This window comes from Streptosporangium sp. NPDC049644 (genome assembly GCF_040675205.1).
GTDB classification, from domain to species: domain Bacteria; phylum Actinomycetota; class Actinomycetes; order Streptosporangiales; family Streptosporangiaceae; genus Streptosporangium; species Streptosporangium fukuiense.
Genome location: NZ_JBFAOJ010000069.1, coordinates 1 through 25,048, shown reverse-complemented (window position 1 = coordinate 25,048; position 25,048 = coordinate 1). Strand labels below are relative to the sequence as shown.

Sequence of the window (25,048 nt, the reverse complement as noted above, 5' to 3'; positions counted from 1 at the left end):
GCTGAGCAGGGCCTGCCGGGCGCCTGCCGGTCTCGCGCTCGGGGCCCTCTCGGCCGGGGCCGGAACGCACCGAACCGGCCGGTACACGGACGGGCATCGTGGCGGCGGTCGATCAAGAGCGCAGGCGCATCGAGCGCGACCTGCGCGACGGTGTGCAACAGCGCCTGGTCGCGCCGGCCATGCCGATCGGGGCGCTCGTCCGAACTGCTCGATGAACCTCTCCGGCAGGCCCACGATCAGGCTCAGCAGGTGCTGAGAGACCTGAAGCCGCTGCCCTTGCCGCACGCTCCGACTCCGAGCGCCAGGCGCTCCCCGCGGCGGCCCCCGTCGCCGCGGAGGCCGCCGCCGAAATCAAGACGAGCAACCACCGAACCCGACCGCACGCCAAGGAACCTGAGCGCACGGCCGACACCGTGGTGGCCCCGGTTCACGTGAAGGCCCAAAGCTCGTTGTCGTCGACCAAGGTCGCGGCGTCGATCCGCTTGAAATCAGCTGATTCGTAGTATGCGAACGTCCTGCCGTCCGTAGTGCGCCACCACAACTCAAGCTTGGCTTTGAGCCGACGCTTCAGATCCTCGTAGGTTGTGTCGGCGGCGAGGTTGCGCTCCTCGCGGGGGTCGTGCTGAAGGTCGTACAACTCCTCAGCGGGCTCGTCGGGGCCGTAGTAGTAGACGTACTTGTAGGAACGAGTCACGATCATCCGGAACGGGTGCCACCCCCAGTAGGCGCCGTAGTGCTCCATGAAGACCTGCTCAGGACCTTCTGCCCGCCGGAGCACCACATCGGTGACCGAGCGGTTCGGCCAGTCGTCGGGCACTTCCACTCCGGCGAGTTCCATCAGAGTTCGGGGCAGGCTCACGTTCACCCCGAGGCTCGCCGTGCGGGCACCACCCGCGACACCGGGCGCCTTGATGATCAGAGGAACACGGAAGAGTTCTTCGTACGGGAACGTGCCTTTCAGCCGCAAGCCGTGGCCGCCCATCATGTCGCCGTGATCTGATGTGAACGCGATAACCGAATCGTTCCAAAGATCGCGGCCCTCGAGGGCGTGACGGACTCTGCCAAAGAGTTCGTCTACTTTGGTGATCATTGAGTAGTACTGCGCCATTTCAAGACGCAACTGTTGCCTGGTGACGCCTCCTCCAGGTGACTCTCTTCTTTTTCTCTGGAACTCGGGCTTGCCGGCCAGGTCGTCGGCGAAGGAGGGGGGAATCGGCATCTGTTCCGGGTCGAACGACCGGATGTATGGCTCGACGGACTCGAAGGGAGGATGCGGCTGATGGAGGGATATCACTAGGAAGAGCGGTTCCGTCGCGTCGTAGCTCGCCAGGAAGTTCGTGGCGTCGCGAGTGATCTCCTCGTCCACGACGGCCAGGGAACTTCCGCCACCGCGTTCGATCCCCTTCTCGTAGCCGAGCTTCTCAAGCGGGTACCCGAAGTGGCTCTTACCGAAGTAGGCGGTTCGGTAACCGTGTTCCTTGAGGACCTGCGCGATCGTGCGGTGCCTGGGGCCAAGGTGGCCGGTATGGCCACCGAAGCCATAGATCACCATCACGCCGGCCTCGTGGGGGTGGAGGCCTGTCTGCAGGGACATGCGAGACGGTGAACATTGTGGGTTCGAGCAGTAGAACCGGTCGAAGAAAACGCCCTCGTCGGCGAGCGCGTCGAGGTTGGGCGTCCGAGCCAGAGGATCGACACGCCCCTGTCTCATGTACTGCATCTGGTCGCAGATGAACAACACGATGTGCTTGCCGGGTAAACCAGACATGTTCACGTCATGCTCCGATCCGATCGATGATGAGGGGAGAACAGCTATGGGCGGGTCTTTCGGGCGCGGTGATGTGTCCGCCCTTGAGCGCGCGCTCGCTCCCGCCCGTCAGGGCGTGGTGTTGAGCAGCCGACCGCGGATGAGCACTGTCCTGGCGTGGTGTGGACCTCCACGCCGTCGTAGGCCCGCCGTCGAAGCCGGATGAGGGTGCCTCGGGATTTCGCCGATGGAGTCGACCACGCCTCCTAGCGCCGTACACGCCCCGTAGCGCCGTTGAGTACCTCCCAGGTCGCGATCTCGTCGACGCTGACCGGCTTCTTCAGGACACCGAGCTGTTGGTACTCGCTGAGCGCGCTCTCCCAGAGCGCCTTGTCCATCCACCCCCATCCGTGCTGCTGGGTCTGGGGTCCGTACAGGAAGCCGGGAAGAAGGGTCTTGATCTCCTCAAGCTCGTGCTTCTTCTGAAGCCCGGGAGCGGCCTCGGCCACCATGTCGACCGCCTGCTGTGGGTTGTCGATCGCGTAGGCCCAGCCCTTGGAGACCGCCTCGAGGAAGGCGACCAGTTCGTCTCGGCGGTTGGTGAGGGTTTCCTCCGTGGCGATGTAGTAGTTGGACTGGATGCGCACGCCGTTGTCCCACAGGGTCTGGTGGTTGAGGCCCTTCTCCTTGGCGGGGGCCAGTTGCTGGAGGTTGAGCACCCAGGCGGCGAAGAGGTCTACCTGCCCCGTGATGAGCGGGGTCGTGTCCGCGCCGACCTTGACCAGTTCGACGTCCGACAGGTCCAGGTCGTTCTTGCGGAGCAGCGCGGAGAGCAGGGGCTCTCCACCGACCTGCACTCCGATCTTCTTGCCCCTGTACTGACTCACGCTGGTGATGCCGCTGCTCTTCAGGGAGAAGTAGGCCAGCGGCGCCTTCTGCATCGCGGCGCCGAAACAGCGGACGGGGATGCCCTGACTGCGCGCCAACATCAGCGCGGGCGCGTAGGTGATTCCGACCAGGGAGTTTCCCCCCGCCACCAGCGGGATCGGATTGGCGTTCGGGCCACCTGGCCGGGTGGCCACCGTCAGCCCGACTTCCTTGAAGTACCCGAGCCTGTCGGCCGCGATCTCGCCGGCCGACTGGACGTTGGCGAGCCAGGCGAGCTGCAGGGAGAGATTCTTCGCGCCGGGCACGGTGGTGTTCCGTGTGCCCGCGTCGCGACGGTCCTGTCCGCAACCCGCGAGCAGAGTGGCCGAGCTTATTCCGGCTACGCCCGCGAGCGCTGCCCTGAGCATGGAACGTCGGGAGAGATCATTGTTTGACATGGGTGTCCTCTGGGGGGGTTCTCGCAGAAGGAGAAGGAGAAGTTGTACGGAGAATGCATCGAAAGCCGAGATGTGAGCTCGACGTGTCGGCGGCCTGAGGACTGCGAGCTGCCGGTCGGTAGCGTCGGCAGTAGTCGGGGGCGCACAGGTGCGAGCCGCCCTTGGTGACGAAGCGCGGAATACGGGCTTGTGGCATCGTGGGATCCCACGCGTCGTCCGGAATTCGCGGGGGGCCGCAGCAGGGTGACAGGGCCTTCGCTGACTGGCGGGTGGCGGTCCACCAACTGGTGGTCCACTCCCACACGTTTCCCGTCATGTCGTGGAGGCCGTACCGGTTGGCCGGGTAGGAGCCGACGGGGGAGGTCCCCACCCAGCCGTCCACGGCGAGGTTCTCCCAGGGGAACCGGCCCTGCCAGGTGTTCGCCCGGTGCTTCCCGCCGGGGGCGAACTCGTCGCCCCACTCGTAGCGCGCCTGGTGCAGACCTCCGCGCGCGGCGTGTTCCCACTCGTCCTCGCTGGCGAGCTCGACTCCTCTCCAGCGCGCGTAGGCACGGGCGTCCTCGATCGTGACGTGGACCACCGGATGGTCCTCCACACCGGCGATGTCACTGCCCGGCCCTGAGGGGTGACACCAGGTGACGCCCGGTACGATCTGCCACCACTGCGAGGCGTCGTGCAGGTCGACTGGATGGTCACCGGGAGTGAAGAGCAGAGAGGAGGGGGCTCGCAGGTCAGGAGGCAGGTCGCGGTACACGCTCGCGTCCAGCGGCCGTTCCGCGTCGGTGACATGACCTGTCGCCTCGACGAACTCGGCGAACTGCCGGTTTGTCACCGGGCAGGGGTCCATCCAGAAGCCGGCCACGAGCACCTCGCGCGCGGGGGCTTCCTCCGGATACGCGGTGTCACACCCTACGATGGTTCTGCCGCCGGGAATCCAGACCATTCCCTCGGCGGCAGCGGGCCCGGTCATGTGGGACGCTCCTCAAGCAGTCTGAGGTCCAGTCGCAGCAGACGCCCCAGCACCTCACCACTGAGTACCGGTGAGGCGCTGTCACGCCCAACGGCCAGGCCGAGGAACGAGACGTTGTCGAGCGTCAGGGGGATACGTCCCTCGCCGACGGTCACATCGTCGATGAGCAGCCGGACGCTGCCGCCCCGCTCCCGCGCGGGACGAAACGAGATCTCCACTCGCGCCGGGACGGTGGGCACGGGTATCCCGGCACTGACACGGGTGCGGTGGCCGAGCGCGTTGTACTCGTAGACCAAGATCCCGTCGATGATGCCGAGCCCGTGCCCGGTGAGCGCGCTGCCCTGGGCGAACACCGTCCCGTCGCCCTCCCCGGCCAACAGGTCCGCCCGGCAGCTCCAGGCACGCCTCGCCAGGTTGGGGGCGAGGCCGAAGGGAACGTAGGTCGGCGGGTACAGGGTCCACCGGGTGCGCCGGTAGGCGGGGGCGACGTGGCCGCCGTTGAGCATGTCACGCATGGGACGGTCGTCCAGCGGGAGGATGCCGTTGGCCTCGGCCTCCCGCCACCAGAGCGCGGCCAGCTGCTCGACGAGACGAGGCTGCCGGGCGGCGAGGTCGTGGTGTTCCGAGACATCGGTATGGAGGTCGTACAGGCGCCACCGGTCCTGGGCGTAGTCCTCACCCGTCACGTGCTCGGCGACGATCTTCCATCGCTCGTGCACCAGCGCCCGGTGACCGAACATCTCGAATGCCTGGGTCCGGCGGCCTGCGGGGACGTCCGGGTTGTCGAGCGCGGCGGCGACGCTTCGCCCGTCCATCGGACGTTGCGGCACACCGGCGATCGACCTCGGCGGGTCGATGCCGACGACGTCGAGGATCGTCGGGGTGATGTCGATGGCGTGCACGAACTGCGTCCGCACCGCCCCGGCGTCTCCGATCCTGTGGGGATAGCGGACCAGCAGCGGCGTGTTGACACCACCGCCGTCCACGTACTGCTTGTAACGCCGGAAGGGGGTGTTGCTCGCCATGGCCCAGCCTGCCGGGTAGTGCGGGGCGGTCGTCCTGCCTCCGGCCGCCTCAAGGAAGCGCTCCGACTCGGACAGCTCCTCCGACAGGCCGTTGTACGGGGCGAGCACCTGCATGGCGCCGCTCCCACCCTCGTGACTGGCACCGTTGTCGCTCAACAGCACGATCATCGTGTCGTCGAGAACACCGCATCCGCCCAGTGCGTCGAGCAGCCGCCCGATCTGTGTGTCGGTGTGCTCGAGGAAGGCCGCGTAGGTCGCCTGCAGCCGGGTGGCGACGCGGCGCTGCCGGTCGTCGAGGTCGTGCCAGGCCGGTATGTCCTGGGGCCGCTCCGACAGCTCCGTCCCCTGTGGAACGATCCCAAGCTCGATCTGCCGCTGGAGGCGTTCCAGGCGAATCCGGTCCCAGCCGTGCGCGAAGACCTCGTCGTACTTCTCCACCAGGTGCACCGGCACCTGAAACGGCGCGTGGGTCGCGCCGAAGGCCAGATAGAGGAAGAACGGCCGGTCGGCAGCCAGTGAGGTCTGTTCGCGTACGAAGAGCACGGCTTCGTCGGTCAGGTCTTCGGACAGGTGGTAGTCGTCGCCGAAGTCCCGGCGTATCCGTGTGTTGTCCCGGACGAGCTCCGGCGTGTAGTGGTCGGTCACCCCGCCCATGAAGCCGTAGAAACGCTGGAATCCCCGGCCCAACGGCCAGTTGTGGAAGGGGCCGGCGTGCGAGGTCTCCGTCAGCGGCGCGAGGTGCCACTTGCCGACCGCCATGGTCGCGTAACCGTTCGTGTCAAGGATCTGGGCGAGCGTGCCGCAGGTGGCGGAGATCTGGCCACGGCAGTTGGGAAATCCGGTGTCCACCTCGGACAGGAAGCGCATACCGACGTTGTGTGAATTCCGGCCGGTGAGGAGGGCCGCCCGGGTCGGGGAGCACAGTGGCGTGGTGTGGAAGTTCCTGAAGCGCAGGCCGTCGGAGGCGAGCCGGTCGATGTTAGGCGTCCTGATCTCCGATCCGTAACAGCCGAGGTCCGCGAATCCGGTGTCGTCGAGGACGATCACGACGATGTTGGGCCGGTTCGAGTGGCTGGGGGTCTCGGGCCACCACGGCGTGGACTCGGTGACGGAGGTGCCGATGACGCCGCGGAACTCTTCCTCGAAGGTCATCGCGCCGGCTCCTGTTCCCAGCGCACGATCAGCTTCTCGGCGACGGCGACGAGCCCGAAGGCGACTATCGCGAGTATCGAGACGACCAACATCGTCGCGTACAGCAGTGTCGTGTTGAAGTCGAACGTCGACTGGATGATCAGGTAGCCGAGTCCCCTGTCCGCGCCGATCCACTCACCCACCACGGCGCCGAGCACGCAGTTCCCTGTCGCGATCTTCAGCGCGGAGAAGATGAAGGGAAGGGCGCTGAACACCCTCACCCGCAGGAACGTCTCCCACGGCCGCGCCGAGAGGATCGCCATGAGCTCCAGCATTTTGGGATCGACGTTCTTGAAGCCGACGATCGCGTTGACCAGCGTCGGAAAGAACGAGATCAACGCCGCGATCACGATCTTGGGTGTGGCGTCGTTGCCGAAGATGATGATGAGGATCGGCGCGATGGCGATGATCGGGACCGTGCGCAGGCCGACCACGATGGGAAAGGTGAGTCGTTCGAGGAACGGGCTCATCACGAAGACGACGGCCAGCGCGATGGCCGCGGCGTTTCCGATCGCGAAGCCCAGGAAGGCCTCCTGCGCGGTCTGACCGGTGTTGGAGTAGATGAGTTCCCAGTTGTCGACAAAAGCGGTGAAGACCTCCGAGGGGGCCGGCACCAGGTAGACGGGCACGGCAAAGGCCCGAACCGCGGCTTCCCACAGCACGACAAACAGGACGAAGCCCATGGCCGGTACGAGAGCCCGCGCGATCGGTGACCGCTTCTTCGACCTCTTTTTTTCCTGGAGGCGGCCGTGCTCACGAGTGCCCGACTGGACGGTCACAGTTCCTCCTCGGTGAGCAGGCGCCGCAACTGGGCGACGATGCCGGTGAACTGAGGGCTGTCTCGCAAGGACAACTCGCGGGGGTACGGCAGAGGCACCTCCACCGTCGCCCTGACGCGGCCCGGTCTGGAGGACATGAGAATCACGCGCTGCCCGAGGAACACGGCCTCCGGGATCGAGTGCGTGACGAAGACGATCGTCGTCTTGCTGGCCTGCCAGATGTCCAGAAGCTGGACATTCAGCCGGTCGCGGGTCAGCTCGTCCAGGGCGCCGAACGGCTCGTCCATCAGGAGAATGTCGGGCTTGGTCACCAGCGCCCGCGCGATGGCGACCCGCTGCCGCATTCCTCCCGAGAGCTGGGACGGGTACGCCTGAGCGAAGGAGGTGAGCCCGACCACGGCGAGAGCCTCGTTCGGCGACATGCCGAGCTTGCCGCGCACGCGCGATGGCCCGACCTGAGTCGGTAGGAGCACGTTGTCGATGACCCGCCGCCAGGGCAGCAGGGTGGCGTCCTGGAACACGAAGCCAACGCGCCGATGCGCTCGGGCGGTGCCTGGGCTGTCGCCCAGGACGTTCAGCTCTCCCTCCCCGGGACGCAGCAGGTCGGCGATGAGGCGGAGTGTGGTGGACTTGCCGCAGCCGGAAGGGCCGAGTACCGATAGGAACCCGCCGTGTCCGACCTCGAAACTCACGTCGTCAAGAGCGACGATCCTGTCACCGCCGACGGTGAAGGAGACGGTGACCCGGTCAAGGGCGAGTGCCTCGCGGCTACCGGTGTCAGGTAATGTGTCTGATTTTTTACGCTCGGTCGATCTGTTCATCGCCGCTCAACTCCTATCCGGCCGGCATGTCCGACGCCTCTGATGAGCGGTGGCGCCAAGTTGCCGCTGATAAGGCCATCAGGATAGGTTGGACCTTCTACCTCGTCAATATTCATTCCGGCAGAATCGGTCTGTCGAATGGGCGGTAGTGGTGTGACCGGAAGCAAGGAAGGGTGGGCCTGATGCCATCACAACCTGCGACGCGATCAGTGCAGCGCACTCAGCGGAGCGCCCTCGTGCGGGAGCTGCTCGAACGATTCCCCGCCGACTCCAAGCTGCCCCCCGAGGTGACCCTCGCCTCCGAGCTCGGGGTTTCACGCAACACGCTCCGCGAGGCGTTGGAGGAGTTACGTGTCCGTGGGCTCGTGGTTCGCCGGTGGGGCATAGGCACCTTCATGGCGAAGCGGCCCGAGCAGATCGAGTACACGCTCTCGGACCTGGTGTCCGTCGAGACGCTGCTCACCGCCGCCGGACGTGTGTGCCGCATCGTCGAGCAGCCCCACGGGAAGGTACCGGCGGACGACGAGGTCGCCACCGCCCTGCATGTCCCGCGAAAAAGCGAGGTCTGGAAGACCGACCGGCTCTACTTCGCCGACGAGATCCCCGTGGTGTGGGTCCACGAGTTCCTGCCCACCTTGCTCGACGGAGTCTCCATCGACCCCCGGGGGGTGGGCGATGACATCCAGGCGTACTTCGCGCAGCAACTCGGCATACCCCTGAGTCACGCCGACGCCTACCTGGAGCCGCTGGTGCCGGACGAGAGGACCTCCGAGTTGTTGGACGTCGATTCCTCGACGCTGGTGGTCCGCACCTGGCAGACGATCTATACGGTCAGGGGGCACACCGCGGTGTACGCCGTGGCGACGTTCCGGCCCGACATCCTCCACATCAAGTTCCAGCGTCGCCCCCCTGTCCTGTAGCGCCAGGTGGGCGGGCTGCTGCGTGTCGCCGGCCACAGCCGCCGTGTCCTGGCCGTGCTGCGCTATCTCGGCTCCCGACGCCGGATCCTGGCCGGTCGAAGATCGAGGATACGGCGGCCGCCCCGGGACGCCCGCCGGTCAGAGCCGGAGCTCGTCCTCCTGGGCCGAGGTGAGGTCGCTGGGCCAGAGCCGGTAGACGTTGAGGCGCGTCTCGTAGTACTTGTCCGTCTCGCCGACCCACTGCATGCCGATGCGCCTGGCCGTGCCGGCGCCGCGCTCGTTGTTCACCCGCACGACCGCGACGAGTTCGTGGGCACCGATGGAGAAGGCCCATCCGGCCAGGGCGCGGCCGGCCTCGGTGGCGTAGCCGTGCCCCCAGAAGTCGGGGGCGAGCTGCCAGCCGATCTCGATGTCCTCCTCGTCGGGCGGCAGGTACCTCAGGGAGAGGCCACCGATGATCCGCTGGTCGGAGTTGCGGACGATCGCCCAGCGGCCGAGCGGGGGCGTCAGGGTCTCACGGTTGCGTTCCCACGCCTCCAGCGTGGCCCGCATGGCCCCCTCACCGTCGAGCTGGTTCATCGCCGGAGACAGCCACCGGGTGACCTCCGGTGTGCCGTAGATGGCCAGAGCGTCGCGGGCGTCCTCGGGACTCCAGTCGCGTACCGTGAGGCGGTCGGTGGTCAGTAACGCCATGGTCTTCCTCTCCCCGGCGAGCGAGCCGGCCGTGCGGCGACGAGAGAACAGCGAGTAGCGGAAAGTGTTGTTTTCTTGCCGGAAATGTCCGATGTGTTGCCCTTGTGAGGGTACGCCCATCTGGCTGCCGTCGACCAGCCGGGTGGGAATTACCCGTTCAGGGGTGATCGCCCTGGTCAGCCCTCCAGGGCGTACTGCATCACCCGGAGCTTGGCCTGGGCCTCGGCGAGCTCGGACGCGGGATCGGAGTCGCCCATGATGCCGCACCCGGCGAACAGCCTGGCCCGGGGGCCCTCGATCTGGGCGCAACGCAGCGCGATCCCCCACTCGCCGTCCCCCCGCGCGTCGATCCAGCCGACAGGACCGGCGTATCCGGCGCGGTCCATGCCCTCAAGCTCGCGGATGACGCCGAGCGCGGCCCCGGTCGGGGTGCCGCCGACGGCGGCGGTCGGGTGCATGGCCGCCACCACGTCCAGGACCGAGATCCCCGCCGACAGCCGCCCGGTCACCGGGCTGGCCAGGTGCTGGACGTTGGGGAGCACCAGGAGTTCGGGCTCCTCGGGGATCTTCAGTTCGGCGCAGAGCGGGTCGAGCGCCTCCCGTACCGACGCGACCGCGCAGGCATGCTCGTAGCGGTCCTTCTCCGAGGAGAACAGGGCGGCGCCGCGTGCCATGTCGTCCGCCCGGTCGCGGCCCCGCGCGATCGTGCCGGCCAGCACCAGGGACTCGACGGTCTCCCCGGTACGCCGGACCAGCAGCTCGGGGGTGGCGCCGACCAGCCCGGCGCAGGAGAAGGTGTAGCACTCCGGGTAGCGGCCCGACAGGCGGGCCAGCAGCAGGCGGACGTCGATCGCCCGCTCGGCGACGGCGGTCAGGTCGCGGGCGAGCACCGTCTTCTCCAACCGGCCCGACCTGATCCGCCGGACGGCGCGGGCCACGGCGTGCTCCCACTCCGGCGCGCTCAGGCTGCCGTCGCCGTACCGGATCCTGCCGGGGTCGCGGAGCGGGGTGACGGCGTCGAGCCGCTGCTCACCGACGGTGGTCAGCCAGGCGCGGCCGTCGCGGCGGGCGAGGATGGTCCGGGGGACGAGAAGGACCGACCCGCGTGACTCCGGGTCGAAGGTGAACGAGCCGAAGGCGACGGGGCCCGAACCGGGGGTCGTCACGTCGTCGGCGACATCCGCCTCGCCGAAGAGGTCCGACAGCCGGTCACGAGCCCAGTCGAAACGCCGGGGGCCGGGCGGCACCTCCAGACGCAGGGCCTCGCCCCAGGCCACGAGGCCCTCTCCGCGCCTGACCCAGGCATAGGGCGCGGTCTCCGGCAGCCGTGCGAACAGGTCACCGGGGTCGTCGACGGAGGTGGTTCGCACCACGAGAGGACGGGTTGATCCGAGCGCTACACTCACCCCCGCCACTCTATGCCGGAAACTGAACATGTTCGACGGCGGTTCCCCCGCCAGCACGGCCGCCACGCGGTGTCAAGAAAACCAAGGCACTCGGTCAACGGAGCCTGCCGCCCTGGCCTGCGGTGATACATCCGAAGCAGACGCGATCTCGCAGCGGAGGTGTCATGCTTCGCAGGACTGTGACAGCACTCACAGGGCTGGCCGCCCTGACGGCCGCCCAGGCCGCTCCGGCCGGGGCGACAGCGGTGGGGCAACCCTGGCGGCCGGTGGTCATGGCGGCGCTCGGAGACTCCATCAGCGCGGGGTTCAACGCCTGCGGGTGGTACGTCACCTGCGCCTCGCGTTCCTGGTCGACCGGCGAGCACCGCGATGTCAGGAGCCACTACCTGAGGCTACGCGCCCTGGACGTGGCACTCGCCGGGCACAATGTGAACCTCGCCGTCCCCGGCTCCACCAGCGCCGACCTGGCCGGGCAGGTGACGCAGGCGGTCGGCCACCGCGCCGACTACGTGACGCTCCTGATCGGCGCCCAGGACGTCTGCGTGTCCGAGGAGCGGCTGATGACCCCCGTGGCCGTCTACGAGAGCCGGGTGGCCGGGGCGCTGGCCCTGCTGCGGGCGGGCAGGCCCGACGCCCGGGTGTTCGTGGCGAGCATCCCCGACATCAGCCGGCTCTGGCAGACCGGCAGGAACAACCTGGTGGCACGCGGGTTCTGGGAGGTGGGCCGGATCTGTCCCACCATGCTGGCGCGCCCCACCTCGACGTCGGCGGCCGACCAGGCCCGCCGCGACCGGGTGCGCGACCGGGTGATCGGTTTCAACGCCGCACTCGCCAGGGTCTGCGCGGCGTACGGCCCGAACTGCCGGTTCGACGGCAACGAGGTGTTCAGGCAGGCGTTCACGCTGAGCCACATCAGCAAGTGGGACTTCTTCCACCCCAACGCCGCGGGTCAGCGGCTGATCGCGGAGAAGACCTACGGCGCGATGCGCGACTGGCTCGCGGAAGAGGAACCGGTGCCCGTCCTCGCCCCCTGAGCCGGCGGCCCGGGCCGGCCGGTCTTCAGAGCCAGCCGTTGTGCCGGGCGGCGCGGGCGGCCTCGATGCGGTTACGGGTGCCGGTCTTGCCGATCGCGGCGGACAGGTAGTTGCGGACGGTGCTCTCCGACAGGTGCAGCCGCCGAGAGATGTCGGCGATCGTCGCGCCGTCCGCCCCCGCGGCCAGTACGTCCCGCTCGCGATCGGTCAGCGGGCTGGCGCCGGCGCTCAGCGCGGCGGCGGCCAGCGCGGGATCGATCACCTTCTCGCCCGCCAGGACCCGGCGGATCGCCGCGGCGAGATCCTCGACGGGGCCGTCCTTGACGAGGAATCCGGCGGCGCCCGCCTCCATCGCCCGGCGCAGGTAGCCGGGCCTGCCGAAGGTGGTCAGGATCAGCACCCGGCAGCCGGGCAGCCGGTCCCGGAGGCCGGCCGCGGCTTCCAGGCCGCTGATCCCCGGCATCTCGACGTCCAGCAGGGCGATGTCGGGACGTGTGTCCAGCGCGGCGGCCACGACCTCGTCGCCTCCGGCGACCGTGGCGACGACCTCGATGTCGTCCTCCAGAGCGAGAAGCAGGGCCAGCGCGCTGCGCATCATGCCCTGGTCCTCGGCCAGCAGCACCCTGATCATGAAAGCGTTCCTCCTCGGCGGAAAACCGGCGATCTCGAAAGGCTCCTCCCCGGCGGAAGAGCGCCGATCACGGGAGCGTCACCCTCAGCACGAAGCCGTCGCCTCCGCCGGCCTCCAGTGTTCCGCCGAGCGCGACGACCCGCTCGGTCAGGCCGCGCAGGCCGTTGCCCAGGGCCCCCGGGCCGGCCCCCCGGCCGTCGTCGCGGATCTCCAGCACCGTGCCCTCCAGAGTGATCTCGCAGCTGCGGGCGGCACTGTGGCGGACGACATTGGTCACACCCTCCCGCACGGCCCAGCCCAGCAGGGCGTCCGCCTCCGGCGCGGGGCGGTCCTCGGAGACGGTGACCGTGGCGGCGATGCCCGCGTCGGCCAGCACCGTGCGCGCCGAGGCCAGCTCGGCGGCCAGCCCGCGCCCCCGGTAACCGCTGACCGCGGCCCGCACCTCGGTCAGCGCCTTCCGGCCGACCGCCTCGATGTCGGCCGCCTGCCGAGCCGCCGCCTCCGCGTCGCGGGGGGCCAGCCGCCGTACGGCCTCCGCCTTGACCACCATCACCGACAGGGTGTGCCCGAGCAGGTCGTGCAGGTCGCGGGAGAACCGCAGCCGCTCCTCGGCCACCGCGACCCGGGCCAGCTCCTCACGGGTCTCCTGGAGCTCGGTGATCACGGAGAAGAGCTTCAGGACGACGCTGACCACCAGGCCGCCGGTGGCCGTTCCCCAGGTGGCCAGGGAGATACTCGCCCAGCCGGCTCCCGAGTGCCACATCACCGCGGTCAGTGCGAGAGTCAGGACGGTCAGGAGGAGGTAGACGGACCTGCCGCGCAGCACGACCCCGCAGGCGATCGTCATCAGCGGTGCGAGGTAGAACCAGTTCTGCGCCGGCCCCGTCAGCAGCAGGAAGATCACCACGAGCAGCCCGGCCAGGGCCACGGCCGCCGCTCGTCGCCGGCCCCGGAAGGACAGCCGGATGCAGAGCACGTACAGGACGGCGAAGCCGACGACGCCCAGCGCGGCCGGCAGCGCCGGCCGCACGTGTCCTTCCACGAGGTCGCTGATCGGGGGGTAGGCGATCAGCAGCCACGGATAGAAGGCGAGTTCCCCGGGCCCCTGCCTTCTCAACCTCCCCGGCCATCTCGGTTTCGCCTTCTCCGGTTCTTGCGGCCTCTCCCGCTCCGTCACCCCGCTCCCTCCGGCCCTCGGTTCATCCGGCCACTCCTATCACGCGGCCCGCGCGATTCACACCACGCGCCCGGCCCGGCGGTAGCCGTACACCGCCAGGACGCCGAAGGTGACCAGCCAGCCGGTCAGGATCAGCGCCACGCCGGTCCCGGGCGCCTGACCGAAGGCGATCTTCCGCGCCAGGTCGGCGTAGGCGAAACTCGGCGTCCACTCCGCGAGCGCCTTCAGCCAGGAGGGGAAGGCCTCGGCGGGCAGCCACAGACCTCCGACGATCGCCAGCACCAGGTTGGCCGCGATGTTGAGCACGGCGGCGGTCTGGCCGCTGAACCGGTAGCCGATGGCCAGGCCGAGCAGGGTGAAGGGCAGGGAGCCCGCCCAGAGCAGCAGCACGATCGAGACCCACTGCCAGATCTCCAGCCGTACCTCGTTGAGCAGCGCCGCCGACAGGCACACCCCGGCGATCGCGGGCAGTACCACGAGCATCCCGGTGCCCGCCTTGCCGGCGACCACCTGTACCGGCGCCAGGGGAGTGATGCGCAGCTGCCGCAGCCAGCCCGCGGTCCTGTCCTCGGCGATGCCGGTGCCGTTGTTGAAGGCCGAGCCGATCGCGCCGAAGGCGGCCATGCTGACCATCACGTGCAGGACGGCCCAGCCGTGGTCGTCACCCGCCACGCCAAGGTTGCTGAAGAGCAGGTACATCACCACGGGCATGGCGAAACCCATGATCACGTATCCCGGGTCGCGGCGGGCTCTGGCGATCTCCAGGCGGATGTAGCCGAGCATCAGACGTCCGCTCCCGTCAGTGCGATGAAGGCGTCCTCGAGCGCGGCGGGGACCACCTCAAGGTCTCGTACGGCTCCCGCCTCGGCCAGCGCCAGCACGGTGGCGTCGGCGTCGCGGGTGCGCAGGTGAGCGCGCTCCCCACGGCTCTCGACGGAGGTGACCCCGGGAAGGAGTTCCAGCCAGGCCGTCTCCGGCGCGGAGACGGTGACGCTGACCGTGGTCAGCGAGACCAGGCGCTTGATCTCCCGGCTGGTGCCGTCGGCCACGATCCGGCCTCTGTCGATCACCACCACCCGGTCGGCGTACTCGTCGGCCTCCTCCAGGTAGTGGGTGGAGAACAGCACGGTCCTGCCGCGCGCGGCGAAGGCACGCATGCTCTCCCAGAACTCCCGCCTGGCCCGGACGTCCAGCGCCGCGGTCGGCTCGTCCAGCAGGATCAGCTCCGGGTCCCCGGCCAGCGCCAGCGCGAAGCGGAGACGCTGCGCCTGGCCGCCGGAGAGCCGCTCCACCCTGCGGCCGGCCAGCTCCTCCAGCCCCGCGACGGCCATCACCTCCCGTAGCGGGAGCGGCGCCCGGTAGGTCCCGGAGACGAAGCCGAGCAGCTCACCGACCGTGGTCCGGGAGACCAGGCCGCCCTCCTGGGGCATCGCCGCCAGCCGCCCGCTCCGGATCGCGGCCTCCGGGGCGCCCCCGAACACGCGTACCGTCCCGGAGTCGGCGGCCAGCAGCCCGAGCAGCAACCGGAGGACGGTCGACTTGCCCGCGCCGTTGGGACCGAGCAGGGCGACGGTCTGCCCGGCGGGGATGTCGAGGCTGAGGTCGTCCACGGCGCGTACCGCCCCGAAACATTTGGTCACGTTATTGAGGGACACCGCGTTGTTCGTCATGCGAAAGACGCTACGGAGGGCGCAGGATCCCAGGTAGATCCATCGATCCAGGGCTGCCCAGGACAAATGTCACCCCTGGGTGCTCGCGGAGTTCCCGGCCCGTCACCGGAATCGCAGCGTGGAGGCATCGGGCGGAGCAGGCCGGCCGCGCTCGGCCTCGCCTGCCCTTTCCCGTTCCCCCGCCCGGTCAGGCTTTTCGTCTCAGACCGCCAGCGCGGCGAGCGCGGCCGCGGTCTCCTCCGGCCTGGAGAACATCGGCCAGTGGCCGGTGGGCACCGCCGCGAAGCTCCACTCGGGTCCGGCGAGCGCCGCGAAGGCCGGGTGGCCGGCGGCGATCATGGCGTGCACCTGCTCCAGCGGGAACGAGCACGCGATGAGCGTCTTGGGCAGCGCGTCCGCGCCGCCCTTGAGCACCAGGGGCCGGGTCATCGTCCCGTACGGCTGGGGGGTCGCGCGGGAGGTGAACCACTCGCGCTCGGCCTCGCCCAGCCCCTCCAGGCTGGCCCCGGCCTGCTCCTGCTCCTCCCAGGAGATGAGCGGGTACCCCACCCCGTCGCCCCGCTCGGCGACCCGCTTCTCGATGAACGCCCGCCACTCGGGCTCGTTGATGTCCAACTGGGTCATGCCGTCGGCCAGCGGACCGCCGTCGAGGTAGACGATCCGGGCGACACGCTCGGGAATCCGGTCGGCCGCGCCGGTGACCGGCGCGCCGGCCCCGCTGTGGGCGACGAGGATCACCTCGCTCAGGTCCGCGAAGACGACGGTGTTCACGATGTCCTGGATGTGGGTCTCCAGATCGACCCCGGGGCCCGCCAGATGCGCTCTGTCGCCGAGCCCGGTGAGCGTGACCGGGTGGACCTCGTGCCCGGCCTCGCGCAGCGGCCGGGTGACCTTCTCCCAGGCCCACGCGCCCAGCCAGAAACCGGGAACCAGCAGGTAAGTGCTCATATCTCAGCTCTCCTTCGTTCGCCTGGTCTCACCCTAGGATCGAATCCGGACAGTATCGGTCCTGATTTTTGAGGAGATCTCGAATGACCGCCGCGAAGGTCCTCGCGCTGCTGGAACTGCTGCAGGCCGCTCCCGGCCTGACCGGTCCCGATCTCGCCGCCAGGCTGGAGGTGGACGAGCGCACGGTGCGCCGCTACGTGGTGCGGCTGTCGGAGCTCGGCGTGCCGGTCTCGGCCGAGCGGGGCCGCCACGGCGGCTACCGGCTGCTGCCCGGTTACAAGCTGCCGCCGCTGATGCTCACCGACGACGAGGCCACCGCGGTGGTGCTGGGGCTGCTGGCCGGGCGGCGGACCGGGCTGGCGGTGGGGGAGACGGCCACCGAGAGCGCCCTGGCCAAGATCCAGCGGGTGCTCCCGGGGCCGCTGCGCGAGCGCGTCGACGCGATCTCGGAGACGCTGGGCCACACCGGCGCCACGACGCGGGCACCCGCCCCGAGGGCGGGCCCGCTGCTCGCCCTCGCCGACGCCGCCCGCCGCCGGGTCGCCGTCCGGCTGGCCTACCGCTCCTGGCGTGGCGACGCCTCGACGCGCGAGCTGGACCCGTACGGCATCGTCTTCCACTCCGGCCGCTGGTACGTCGCGGGACTCGACCACGGCAGCGGGGAGATCAGGACCTTCCGGGTGGACCGGGTGGCGGGCGCCGAGCGCACCGAGCGGAGATTCCCGGTCCCGGACGACTTCGACCCGGTCGCGCACGTGGTCGGATCGCTGTCGGCGGTGCCCTACCGCCACGAGGTCAGGGTGCTGCTGGAGGCCACGCTGGAGGAGGCCGCGGCCCGGATTCCCGCCGCCACGGCGACCCTGGCCGAGACCTCAGCCGGGGTGCTGCTGACCACCAGGGCCGAGCGGCTGGACGGAATGGCCCAGATGCTCGCCGGCCTCGGCTGGCCGTTCACCGTCGTCGCCCCCGCCGAACTGCGCGACGAGATCAGAGCCCTCGCCGCCCGCCTCCTCGCCTCCGCCGACACCACCCCGCCCTGACCGGGGCTCCTGCGGATCGAACCGGCCGGGTGGAGTCGAGGATTCCGTGATTCCGTGTCGTGGAGCGTTTCCAGGTGGGACCGGGAGCCGGCCGGATCCCGTGCCGCATATCTTTATATCGAGTTTGACTTATATAAATTGAAACTGAAATACTCGTCGTCGGCCACGTCCGGGCGAGGCGCGCCGGCCGCCGGGACCGCCGGCGAGCCGACCGCCCTGGCGGCCGAGAACATCCGTACTTCCACCTACCCTGACGGGAGTTCATCCGATGTCACAAAAAATAACCACCTTCCTGATGTTCGAAGGAGCGGCGGAGGAAGCGATGACGTTCTACACGTCGCTGTTCGACGACGCGGAGATCCTCGCCATCGCCCGCTACGGTCCCGAGGGACCGGGCGCGGAGGGCAGCGTGCAGCACGCCACGTTCACGCTGGCGGGCCAGGAGTACATGGCCATCGACAGCAACGTGCAGCACGCCTTCACCTTCACCCCCTCGGTCTCGCTGTACGTGCAGTGCGAGTCGGAGGCGGAGATCGAGCGCCTGTACGCGGCGCTGCTGGAGAACGGCGAGCCACTGATGCCGCTCGGCTCCTACGGCTTCAGCAAGCTCTTCGGCTGGACCAACGACCGCTTCGGCGTCTCCTGGCAGCTGAACCTCGCCTGATTCCTCCCCGGCCCGCCGCGGCGGATCCCGCACGCTCGTGACGCGGCCGGCTCGCGGTCAGCGGGAACGCCGGCGGGGTGGCAGGCGTGGCACCACGAGCCGAGGGCGGGCCGCCGGGTTGGGGGTGTGCGGCGGCTGCAGGACCAGGCGCTCCAGGGCGACCTCGATCGCCCGGTCCAGCTGGGTGTCCACGCCCGCCGCGTAGTCCTGCGGGGTGATGTCGACCTCGATGTCGGGGTCGGTGCCGTAGTTCTCCACCCGCCAGCCCACGTCGTCGAAGGCGAAGGAGAACTCCGGCTGGGTGGTGACCGTCCCGTCGGCCAGGTGATGCCGGGGCCAGATGCCGATCACCCCGCCCCAGGTGCGCTTGCCGATCAGCGGGCCCAGGCCGAGCAGCTTGAAGGTGTGGCTGAAGATGTCGCCGTCGGAGCCCGCCCACTCGTTGGCGATCGCCACCATCGGGCCGCGCGGCGACTCGTCGGGGTAGGGCTCGGGCACGCCCCAGCGGGGGAAGTTGTAACCCAGGCGGCGCCGGGCCAGCTTCTCCAGCAGCAGCGCCGACACGTGGCCGCCGCCGTTGAAGCGGACGTCCACCACGAGCGCCTCGCGGTCGTACTCGGTCAGGAAGCCGCGGTGGAACTCGGCATAGCCCTCCGGGCCCATGTCGGGGATGTGCAGGTAGCCGATCCGGCCGCCGCCGAGTTCGTGGCAGCGGGCCCGGTTGGCCTCCACCCAGTCGCGGTAGCGGCCCGGCTGCTCGTCGCCGATGGCCATGACGGTGACGGTCCGCCGCTCGTCCCCGCGCCGGATGGTGAGCTGGACCTCCTGGTCGGCCTGGTTGACCAGCAGCTCGTCGGGGCTCACTTCGCCGCCGACGGGCTGGCCGTTGACGGCCAGCACCACGTCACCCGGCTGCACGTCCACCCCGAGGCGGTTGAGCGGCGAGGTCGCCTCGGGGTCCCACCGGTCACCGCCGACGATCCTCGCGATCCGGTGGACCCCGTCCTCGAAGGCCCAGTCGACGCCCAGCTTGCCCTGCCGGTAGTGCGGCCGGGGCCGGTAGGCGCCGCCGCTCTCGTAGGCGTGCGAGGTGCCCAGCTCGCCGAGGAGCTCCCACAGCAGGTCGGAGAACTCCCCCCGGGTGGTGACCCGGTCGACCAGCGGCAGGTAGCGCAGGTAGACGCCGTCCCAGTCGAGCCCGGCCATGTCCTCGGTCCAGAAGTTCTCCCGCTGCAGCCGCCAGGCCTCCCTGAACATCTGCCGCCACTCGGCCTCGGGGCGGATGGACACCTTGACCCGGGACAGGTCCACCCATCCGCTCGTCCGGCCCGGGGTCTCGTCGCTCTCGGGCTCCTCGCCCGCCTTGACCACCCGCAGCCGCCTGCCCGCCTGGTAGAGCAACGTGCTCTGGTCGCGGCCGAGCCGGAACTCCGACACGTCCCCGACCATGGTCTCCTGCTTCTGCTTGGCGAAGTCGTAGACGTGCAGGGTGCCCTCGGAGGAGTCGGCGTAGTCGTCACCGAGACTGCCCTCGACGGGAAAGGTCAGGTAGACGGCCTTGCCCTTGATGCCGGCGATGCCCTCGTAGCGGCCCTCGGGGACGGGGAAGCCGACGATCCGGTTCTCGATGCCGTCCAGATCGATGACCACCTCGGGCACCTCGTCGTCCTCGTTCTCGTCATCGTCGCCGTCGTCGTCCGTGAGAGGCCGGGGCTTGGGGACGAAGGGAGAGGTGACGTCGGTGCGGAGCGCGATCGCGTAGGGGCGGGAGCCCAGCGGGAAGCCCAGATCGAAGTGGAGCTCGTCGTAGACGGGATTGAAGACGCGTTTGCCGATGAAGTAGAGGTAGTCGCCGCCCGGGTCGAAGGCGGGCAGGACGTCCGCCAGCACCGGCCGGGTGGCGAAGAACGTCTCGCCCGTTTCGACCCGGCACAGTTTCACCGCCGTCGTCTGCGCGGTGTCCCGGCAGGCGTACGCCAGCCAGCGGCCGTCGGGGGACCAGGCCAGGTCCTCGATCGCGCCGAACCGGCTGGAGTCGACGGTCCTGCCCTGTGCCAGGCCCCTGCTCTTCTTTGAGGCCCTGGGGGACCTCTTCGGTGCGAGGTCGACCAGGATCAGCTCGTTGCGGTGGTTGGCCACCGCGACCAGGTCGGCCGTGGGGGAGACCTCCAGCGCGGTGGCGCGGCCGACCTCGAGGTGGTCGAGCCTGACGGGGTCGGCGGAGCCGTCGGCGGTGAGCACCACCAGCACCTCGCGGTCGCCCTCGTCGCTGGCCGCCGCCACCAGCCGTTCACCGTCGTTGAGCCAGTTCAGCAGCCGGTAACGCACCCCGTACAGCGCCCCGTGCTGGCGTACCGGACCCTCCCAGGCGGCGAAGGAGAACGCCTTGCCCCGGGTGGTGATGGCCAGGCCACTGCCGTCGGGGCTGAGCGTGGCGCTGTCCAGGAAGTTCTCGGCCGAGGCGAAGCGGCGGTTGAGCTGGGTGCGCGAGCTGCGCAGCCGTACCTCGATGGGGCGCGACTCGCCCTCCTCCACCAGGTAGAGCTCGGCTCCGGCATGGTAGACCAGCCGGTGACCGTCGCCGGACAGGTTGCGGGCGTAGTAGTCGGCGTGGTCCGAGTGCCTGCGCAGGTCGCCGCCGTTCGCGTCGCAGGAGTAGACGTTGCCCACGCCCTCGTGGTCGGAGATGAAGTAGACCCGGTCCCCCACCCAGCAGGGCGAGGCGAGATTGCCGGGAAGCGCGGTGAGCCGCCGGAACCGCCCGTCGTCGCCGGTCTCGATCCACAGATCGCCCACCGTGCCGCCTCGGTAGCGCTTCCACCGGGCGGGGTCGGCGGTGTTGCGGCCGAGCACGATCCGCGGGCCGTAGGAGATGGTGTTGGCCGGGCCGTACGGCAGGAGCTCGGGCATCCCATCCGGTTCCACCCGGTGCAGCCGGTTGCGGCCGTCGAAGGGCTGGCCCTGGTCGCTGGCGTAGACGATGCCGCCGTCGGGATCCCAGCCGGTGACGCTGGACCGGGCACCGTGGTAGGTCACCCGCCGGGCCGCGCCTCCGTCGGCGGGCATCACGTAGACCTCCTCGGGCCCCTCCTCGCGGCCGACGAAGGCGAGCCGGTCGCCATCGGGGGAGAAGCGCGGGTATCCCGCCTCGGCCACCCCGGCGGTCAGCCGGAAGGCCCGCCCGCCGCCGGCGGTGACCATCCACAGGTCGTCCTCGGCGGCGAAGACCACCATGTTGCCGAAGATCGTCGGAAAACGAAGGTAGGCGGGCATCGTGTCACTCCATGATCGGGCGACCGGGTTTCATGCCGGTCGCCCGATCATGATTTCACGCCCTCGGCGGCTAGGAGGCTCGTCCACCCGGGTGGACGGACCCCGTCTCGGGCAACCTGATCTCGGGCTGTCCGGCCTGTTTCTTCGCCTGTTTGGCGGAGCGTGTCGCTTTTATGGCGGCCTTCTTGCTCTTACCCGAGCTCTTCGCCGCCTTGTTCTTGCTGTCCTTGGTGTTCTTGGTGTCCGTCATCGTTTCCCCCGGTGTGCTTGATGGACGACGCCCTTGATTAGGCACTCAAGGGGGTTTAATACCCTTTGCAAGCATCAACCACCCACAGAATGTGTGGTTATGGATACGGTGCGTGGCCGAGGGTGGCGCCGGCCGGCACGTCGAATCAGGTGCGCTCCTCGCGCCCGGGGGCTCCGGTGAGAGCTCCTGCCGCCGCGCGCACTCATGCCCCGGTGATCACTGTGCCGGTGTCGCGCACGCGGAGCTCGCGGTGGCGGGCAGGAGCGCGAGGTCGCCTTCGAGGCCGTCCGAGACGATCCGCCGACGTCGGGCGGGGGCCGCTCGTCCCGGGGGCCGCCCGGACGAGCCGCCGGAGCGGCCGATGGCGGCGATCGGGACCGCGGGAATGTCGAGATCGCGGAGAAGGCTGGGAATCGCCCGACAGCTGAGTCGCGGCCCTTCCGCCCCCGGGGGAGGGCATGATCACGTGCTTGGATCGCGCCTGCGAAAAGAAGAGGTAAATCGCAGCCCTCGGAACGGATAATGATCTTCACGATTGGGCAGAACGTCGGCACATGGCTTGCGTTCCGGGGAGGTGATGCATGGCCTGGTCACAAGACGAGGAGCGCATGCTGCTGCAGATCGAGCGCCATCTCGTCGATGAGGATCCGCGGCTCGCCGCGCGGCTGGAGTCGTTCAACGAGCGTGTCCAGCGCAAGGAGGGTGGCGGTGGCCGCAAACGCGGCACCACGAAGGGCAGGGGGCGTTCCGCCAGGCGCCTGCGCCGTTCGACGGTCATCATCATGTTCAGCTGGTTGCTGATCGCGACGTTGATCGCCACGCTTCTCATCATGGTGCTGCGCCACGAGGCTGCCGCGGCGTTCCCGCTGTGACAACGGCCGCCGCCGCGATCGCGGCCGTTCGTCAGCCGAGGGCGCGCAGGAAGTCGGCGGCCACCGGGGCGGCGACCGCCCCGCCGCCGGAGCCCTCCTCGACGATCACCGCGAAGGCCAGGTCGCCGCGGAAGCCGATGAACCAGGCGTGGGTCTTCAGGTCGTCCTGCGCGCCGTACTCGGCGGTCCCGGTCTTGCCCCGGGTGCCCCGGGGCAGGCCCGCGTCCTTCGCCGTTCCCTTGGTGACCACCGCGGACATCATCTGGTGCATGCCAGGCATGACGGCCTCGGGGAGCAGCTGAGACTCGACCTTCTGCTCGACCGAGGGGACCAGGGTCGGCGGGCGCCAGGTGCCGTCGGCCAGCGCGGCGGCCACCGAGGCCATCATCAGCGGGCTGGCGGTGATCCGGCCCTGCCCGAAGGACTCCGCGGCCAGCTCCGCGTCGCTCTGGGCTCTGGGGAAGCTGCCCTTGGCGGCCGGGACGCCGATGCTGAACTGCTTGTTGAAACCGAACAGCTCCGCGGTGCTCAGCAGTTTGTCGGCGCCCAGCCGCTCCTTGGCCAGGGGGGCGAAGGTGGTGTTGCAGGAGTGGGCGAAGGAGTCGGACAGCGACACCGAACCGTAGGCGGCGTGGTGGGAGTTGCGGATCGGCAGGCCGCCGACCTTGACGTCCTTGGGGCAGGTGACCCGATCGCCCGGCTTCATCCCCTCGGCCAGCAGTCCCACGGCGGTGACCGCCTTGAAGGTCGAGCCGGGGGGATAGTTGCCGTCCAGTGCCCGGTTGAAGCCGCCCTTGTTGTTCACCACCGAGAGGATCTCGCCTGTCGAGGGTTTGATCGCGACCAGTGCGGTGGTCTTATCCAGGTCGCGGACCGCCTCGACCGCGGCTCGCTGGACCCGCATGTCCAAGCTGGTCTCCAGGTTCTCTCCGGCCTCGCCCTCGATCTTGCCGAGCGTCTTGACGGTCTTCTTGTCCGCGCCGACGAGCTCGACCTCGGTGTCGGGGGTGCCGGCCAGGCGCTTCTGGAAGGTGCTCTGCAACCCGCTCGCGCCGACCGCGTCGCCGACCTTGTAGGGGACCCCCAGTTTCGCGACGCTCTTCGCCGTGGCCTTCTCCAGATAGCCGACGAGCTGCTGCACCGAGCCGCCCACGTCGGCGCCGTCGATGCGGGCGCCGTCGGCGGAGGTGATCGCGGCACGCTCCGGCCACTTCGTTCTCAGCGCGAAGGCGGTGGTCGCGGTCAGGTCTGGGTGGACGGCACTGGGCGACCACCTGACCCGCCAGTGCCGGTCGACGACCGCCAGGTCGACGCTGCCGGAGTAACTCCACTCACCGACGTCCTTCAGCTTCAGAGTCGCGGTGTAGGAGGCCTGGCCGGTGCCGTCCCCGGTCTCGCGCACCCCGTCGAGCCGTACCACGGTGTTCTCCACCGCCAGGGCCTTGCGCATGTTGTCGTACGTCGTGGCGAGTGCCGGATCCGGCGCTGCCAGCTCGGCGCGCATGCCCGCCAGGTCGCCGCTCTGCCAGGCGCTGACGAATCGCTGCGCGGTCTCCTGGGGCGTGCCCCTGGTGTGCAGGTACCACCAGGCGCCGCCGCCGGCGGCCCCCGCCACCAGTACGACGGCCGCCGATGTGATCGCGATCGTTCTGCCCCGTGCCACGTGATCCCCTCAGCTCTCGGTCCCCCAGGGCCGCAGCCTAGCGTGACCTGCGCGAGATATTCCGATAAATGATCATTTGCCCTGTGTACGGCTGGGCGCGTAGCTCGTCACGTACTCCTGTCCGGACAGTTCCTGGATCGCGGCCATGATCTCGTCGGTCACCATGCGCCGGTCGCGCGCGCTCGTCTCGGAGCCGGTGAAGGTCATCGGCTTGCCGATGCGGACGCTCACCCGGCCCGGCCGGGGCCTCGCGGCACCGATCGGCAGCACCTTGTCGGTGCCCTCCATCGCCACCGGGATCACCGGCGCGCCGGTGGCCAGGGCCAGCCAGGAGACGCCGACCTTGCCCCGGTAGAGGCGGCCGTCGGGAGAGCGGGTGCCCTCGGGGTAGATGCCGAACAGCTCGCCGTTGCCGAGCACCTTCGCCGCCGCGTCGAGCATGTCCTGGGCCGAGGTCGGGCTCTGCCGGTCGATGCTGATCTGGCCGGTGGCGCGCATCCACATCGCGGTGACGGGGTTACCGGTGAAGTACTCGGCCTTGGCGACGAAGCGTACCTGGCGCTTGAGCACCAGCGGCAGGAAGGTCGAGTCGAGGATCGACAGATGGTTGGAGGCCATGATGGCCGGGCCCGTGACGGGAACGTGCTCATGCCCGGTGACCGTGGTCGGCCAGAGCAGATGCAGGAGCGGAGCGCTGACGGTCTTGGTCAGGCGATAGAGCACGGACTCTCCTCATGAGACGGGTTCACCACACTAGGTGGTGGCCCGACGGCTGACGGTTGTACGCAACCGCACAAGCGGAGCCGCCGGGTTTGTAGCCCTCCTCCAACAGCGTGGCCCTTTTCCGGGGCGAGCCCGACGAAATCCTGGTCGGTGTGCCGAAGCGGATGATCGCTGAGGTGGTGGCGTTCCTCGCGAAGAAGGACGCCGAAACGGGTGGCCTGTCCGG

The 25,048-nt window shown here is 69.4% G+C and carries 22 protein-coding genes; 5 read left to right on the top strand and 17 right to left on the bottom strand.

Translation table 11 applies throughout. The annotated features are described in order from the left end of the window. Window positions 1-427: 427 nt before the first annotated feature. From AB0J58_RS30760 to AB0J58_RS30735, 6 genes are all read right to left on the bottom strand, one after another. On the bottom strand, window positions 428-1,768 hold the full coding sequence (locus AB0J58_RS30760; protein WP_364222348.1) for a sulfatase-like hydrolase/transferase: 1,341 nt from the start codon (window positions 1,766-1,768) through the stop codon (window positions 428-430). Between the two features lie 245 nt (window positions 1,769-2,013). Continuing rightward, window positions 2,014-2,940 (bottom strand): ABC transporter substrate-binding protein, encoded by a 927-nt coding sequence (locus AB0J58_RS30755; RefSeq protein ID WP_364222277.1) that lies wholly within the window; start codon window positions 2,938-2,940, stop codon window positions 2,014-2,016. A gap of 118 nt (window positions 2,941-3,058) precedes the next feature. After that, on the bottom strand, window positions 3,059-4,042 hold the full coding sequence (locus AB0J58_RS30750; protein ID WP_364222274.1) for a formylglycine-generating enzyme family protein: 984 nt from the start codon (window positions 4,040-4,042) through the stop codon (window positions 3,059-3,061). After that, entirely contained in the window at window positions 4,039-6,219 is a 2,181-nt protein-coding gene (locus AB0J58_RS30745) for an arylsulfatase (RefSeq protein WP_364222271.1), read from the bottom strand. Before AB0J58_RS30745 ends, AB0J58_RS30750 begins: the two co-directional genes overlap by 4 nt. Continuing rightward, entirely contained in the window at window positions 6,216-7,037 is an 822-nt protein-coding gene (locus tag AB0J58_RS30740) for an ABC transporter permease (RefSeq protein ID WP_364222268.1), read from the bottom strand. The genes AB0J58_RS30745 and AB0J58_RS30740 overlap by 4 nt, the downstream gene beginning before the upstream one ends. Further along, window positions 7,034-7,858 carry an ABC transporter ATP-binding protein gene (locus AB0J58_RS30735; RefSeq protein ID WP_364222265.1) on the bottom strand — a complete coding sequence of 275 codons (825 nt, stop codon included), beginning with the start codon at window positions 7,856-7,858 and terminating at the stop codon, window positions 7,034-7,036. The genes AB0J58_RS30740 and AB0J58_RS30735 overlap by 4 nt, the downstream gene beginning before the upstream one ends. A gap of 236 nt (window positions 7,859-8,094) precedes the next feature. Between AB0J58_RS30735 and AB0J58_RS30730 the strand changes: the two genes are divergently transcribed. After that, entirely contained in the window at window positions 8,095-8,778 is a 684-nt protein-coding gene (locus AB0J58_RS30730) for a GntR family transcriptional regulator (RefSeq protein ID WP_364222262.1), read from the top strand. A gap of 138 nt (window positions 8,779-8,916) precedes the next feature. Here the strand turns inward: AB0J58_RS30730 and AB0J58_RS30725 are convergent, their stop codons facing one another. Together AB0J58_RS30725 and AB0J58_RS30720 are read right to left on the bottom strand one after the other, a co-directional pair. Beyond that, a complete protein-coding gene (locus tag AB0J58_RS30725) occupies window positions 8,917-9,471 on the bottom strand; it encodes a GNAT family N-acetyltransferase (RefSeq protein ID WP_343980551.1) in 555 nt (184 codons plus the stop codon). Window positions 9,472-9,647: 176 nt separating this feature from the next. Then, a complete protein-coding gene (locus tag AB0J58_RS30720) occupies window positions 9,648-10,877 on the bottom strand; it encodes an isochorismate synthase (protein WP_364222259.1) in 1,230 nt (409 codons plus the stop codon). A gap of 179 nt (window positions 10,878-11,056) precedes the next feature. On the opposite strand from AB0J58_RS30720, the gene AB0J58_RS30715 reads away from it, so the two are divergent. Continuing rightward, window positions 11,057-11,911, top strand: a complete 855-nt coding sequence (locus AB0J58_RS30715) for a GDSL-type esterase/lipase family protein (RefSeq protein WP_364222256.1) — start codon at window positions 11,057-11,059, stop codon at window positions 11,909-11,911. A gap of 25 nt (window positions 11,912-11,936) precedes the next feature. Here AB0J58_RS30715 and AB0J58_RS30710 read toward each other — a convergent pair whose 3' ends face one another. The 5 genes from AB0J58_RS30710 to AB0J58_RS30690 form a co-directional block, all read right to left on the bottom strand. Beyond that, window positions 11,937-12,542 carry a response regulator transcription factor gene (locus tag AB0J58_RS30710; RefSeq protein ID WP_364222253.1) on the bottom strand — a complete coding sequence of 202 codons (606 nt, stop codon included), beginning with the start codon at window positions 12,540-12,542 and terminating at the stop codon, window positions 11,937-11,939. 67 nt (window positions 12,543-12,609) lie between these two features. Then, the gene (locus tag AB0J58_RS30705) at window positions 12,610-13,659 is read right to left on the bottom strand and encodes a histidine kinase (protein ID WP_364222250.1); all 1,050 of its coding nucleotides are present in this window, start codon (window positions 13,657-13,659) and stop codon (window positions 12,610-12,612) included. Between the two features lie 117 nt (window positions 13,660-13,776). After that, complete coding sequence (locus AB0J58_RS30700) at window positions 13,777-14,502, bottom strand: ABC transporter permease (protein ID WP_364222247.1); 726 nt, start codon at window positions 14,500-14,502, stop codon at window positions 13,777-13,779. Continuing rightward, window positions 14,502-15,389, bottom strand: coding sequence for an ABC transporter ATP-binding protein (locus AB0J58_RS30695; RefSeq protein ID WP_364222244.1), 888 nt, complete (start codon window positions 15,387-15,389; stop codon window positions 14,502-14,504). The genes AB0J58_RS30700 and AB0J58_RS30695 overlap by 1 nt, the downstream gene beginning before the upstream one ends. Before the next feature lie 201 nt (window positions 15,390-15,590). After that, window positions 15,591-16,337, bottom strand: a complete 747-nt coding sequence (locus AB0J58_RS30690; protein WP_364222241.1) for an alpha/beta fold hydrolase — start codon at window positions 16,335-16,337, stop codon at window positions 15,591-15,593. Between the two features lie 83 nt (window positions 16,338-16,420). Here AB0J58_RS30690 and AB0J58_RS30685 point away from each other — a divergent pair, with 83 nt between their 5' ends. Both AB0J58_RS30685 and AB0J58_RS30680 read left to right on the top strand, forming a co-directional pair. Continuing rightward, the gene (locus AB0J58_RS30685) at window positions 16,421-17,377 is read left to right on the top strand and encodes a YafY family protein (RefSeq protein WP_364222238.1); all 957 of its coding nucleotides are present in this window, start codon (window positions 16,421-16,423) and stop codon (window positions 17,375-17,377) included. A 268-nt stretch (window positions 17,378-17,645) separates the two neighbouring features. Further along, window positions 17,646-18,041, top strand: a complete 396-nt coding sequence (locus tag AB0J58_RS30680) for a VOC family protein (RefSeq protein ID WP_343980579.1) — start codon at window positions 17,646-17,648, stop codon at window positions 18,039-18,041. Between the two features lie 57 nt (window positions 18,042-18,098). Here AB0J58_RS30680 and AB0J58_RS30675 read toward each other — a convergent pair whose 3' ends face one another. Together AB0J58_RS30675 and AB0J58_RS30670 are read right to left on the bottom strand one after the other, a co-directional pair. Beyond that, window positions 18,099-21,314, bottom strand: a complete 3,216-nt coding sequence (locus tag AB0J58_RS30675; protein WP_364222235.1) for a PDZ domain-containing protein — start codon at window positions 21,312-21,314, stop codon at window positions 18,099-18,101. Between the two features lie 70 nt (window positions 21,315-21,384). Further along, window positions 21,385-21,564, bottom strand: a complete 180-nt coding sequence (locus tag AB0J58_RS30670) for a hypothetical protein (protein ID WP_343980585.1) — start codon at window positions 21,562-21,564, stop codon at window positions 21,385-21,387. A 581-nt stretch (window positions 21,565-22,145) separates the two neighbouring features. Between AB0J58_RS30670 and AB0J58_RS30665 the strand changes: the two genes are divergently transcribed. After that, on the top strand, window positions 22,146-22,436 hold the full coding sequence (locus AB0J58_RS30665; RefSeq protein WP_343980587.1) for a DUF3040 domain-containing protein: 291 nt from the start codon (window positions 22,146-22,148) through the stop codon (window positions 22,434-22,436). A 31-nt stretch (window positions 22,437-22,467) separates the two neighbouring features. On the opposite strand, the gene AB0J58_RS30660 is transcribed toward AB0J58_RS30665, so the two are convergent. Together AB0J58_RS30660 and AB0J58_RS30655 are read right to left on the bottom strand one after the other, a co-directional pair. Beyond that, a complete protein-coding gene (locus AB0J58_RS30660) occupies window positions 22,468-24,099 on the bottom strand; it encodes a penicillin-binding transpeptidase domain-containing protein (RefSeq protein WP_364222232.1) in 1,632 nt (543 codons plus the stop codon). Between the two features lie 72 nt (window positions 24,100-24,171). Then, a complete protein-coding gene (locus AB0J58_RS30655) occupies window positions 24,172-24,822 on the bottom strand; it encodes a lysophospholipid acyltransferase family protein (RefSeq protein WP_364222229.1) in 651 nt (216 codons plus the stop codon). Between the last annotated feature and the right edge of the window lie 226 nt (window positions 24,823-25,048).

Coding starts and splice junctions, on each gene's coding strand:
- AB0J58_RS30760 (WP_364222348.1), bottom strand. CDS start 1,768: ATGTCTGGTTTACCCGGCAAGCACATCGTGTTGTTCATCTGCGACCAG.
- AB0J58_RS30725 (WP_343980551.1), bottom strand. CDS start 9,471: ATGGCGTTACTGACCACCGACCGCCTCACGGTACGCGACTGGAGTCCC.
- AB0J58_RS30675 (WP_364222235.1), bottom strand. CDS start 21,314: ATGCCCGCCTACCTTCGTTTTCCGACGATCTTCGGCAACATGGTGGTC.
- AB0J58_RS30735 (WP_364222265.1), bottom strand. CDS start 7,858: ATGAACAGATCGACCGAGCGTAAAAAATCAGACACATTACCTGACACC.
- AB0J58_RS30750 (WP_364222274.1), bottom strand. CDS start 4,042: ATGACCGGGCCCGCTGCCGCCGAGGGAATGGTCTGGATTCCCGGCGGC.
- AB0J58_RS30745 (WP_364222271.1), bottom strand. CDS start 6,219: ATGACCTTCGAGGAAGAGTTCCGCGGCGTCATCGGCACCTCCGTCACC.
- AB0J58_RS30700 (WP_364222247.1), bottom strand. CDS start 14,502: ATGCTCGGCTACATCCGCCTGGAGATCGCCAGAGCCCGCCGCGACCCG.
- AB0J58_RS30680 (WP_343980579.1), top strand. CDS start 17,646: ATGTCACAAAAAATAACCACCTTCCTGATGTTCGAAGGAGCGGCGGAG.
- AB0J58_RS30695 (WP_364222244.1), bottom strand. CDS start 15,389: ATGACGAACAACGCGGTGTCCCTCAATAACGTGACCAAATGTTTCGGG.
- AB0J58_RS30710 (WP_364222253.1), bottom strand. CDS start 12,542: ATGATCAGGGTGCTGCTGGCCGAGGACCAGGGCATGATGCGCAGCGCG.
- AB0J58_RS30665 (WP_343980587.1), top strand. CDS start 22,146: ATGGCCTGGTCACAAGACGAGGAGCGCATGCTGCTGCAGATCGAGCGC.
- AB0J58_RS30670 (WP_343980585.1), bottom strand. CDS start 21,564: ATGACGGACACCAAGAACACCAAGGACAGCAAGAACAAGGCGGCGAAG.
- AB0J58_RS30690 (WP_364222241.1), bottom strand. CDS start 16,337: ATGAGCACTTACCTGCTGGTTCCCGGTTTCTGGCTGGGCGCGTGGGCC.
- AB0J58_RS30685 (WP_364222238.1), top strand. CDS start 16,421: ATGACCGCCGCGAAGGTCCTCGCGCTGCTGGAACTGCTGCAGGCCGCT.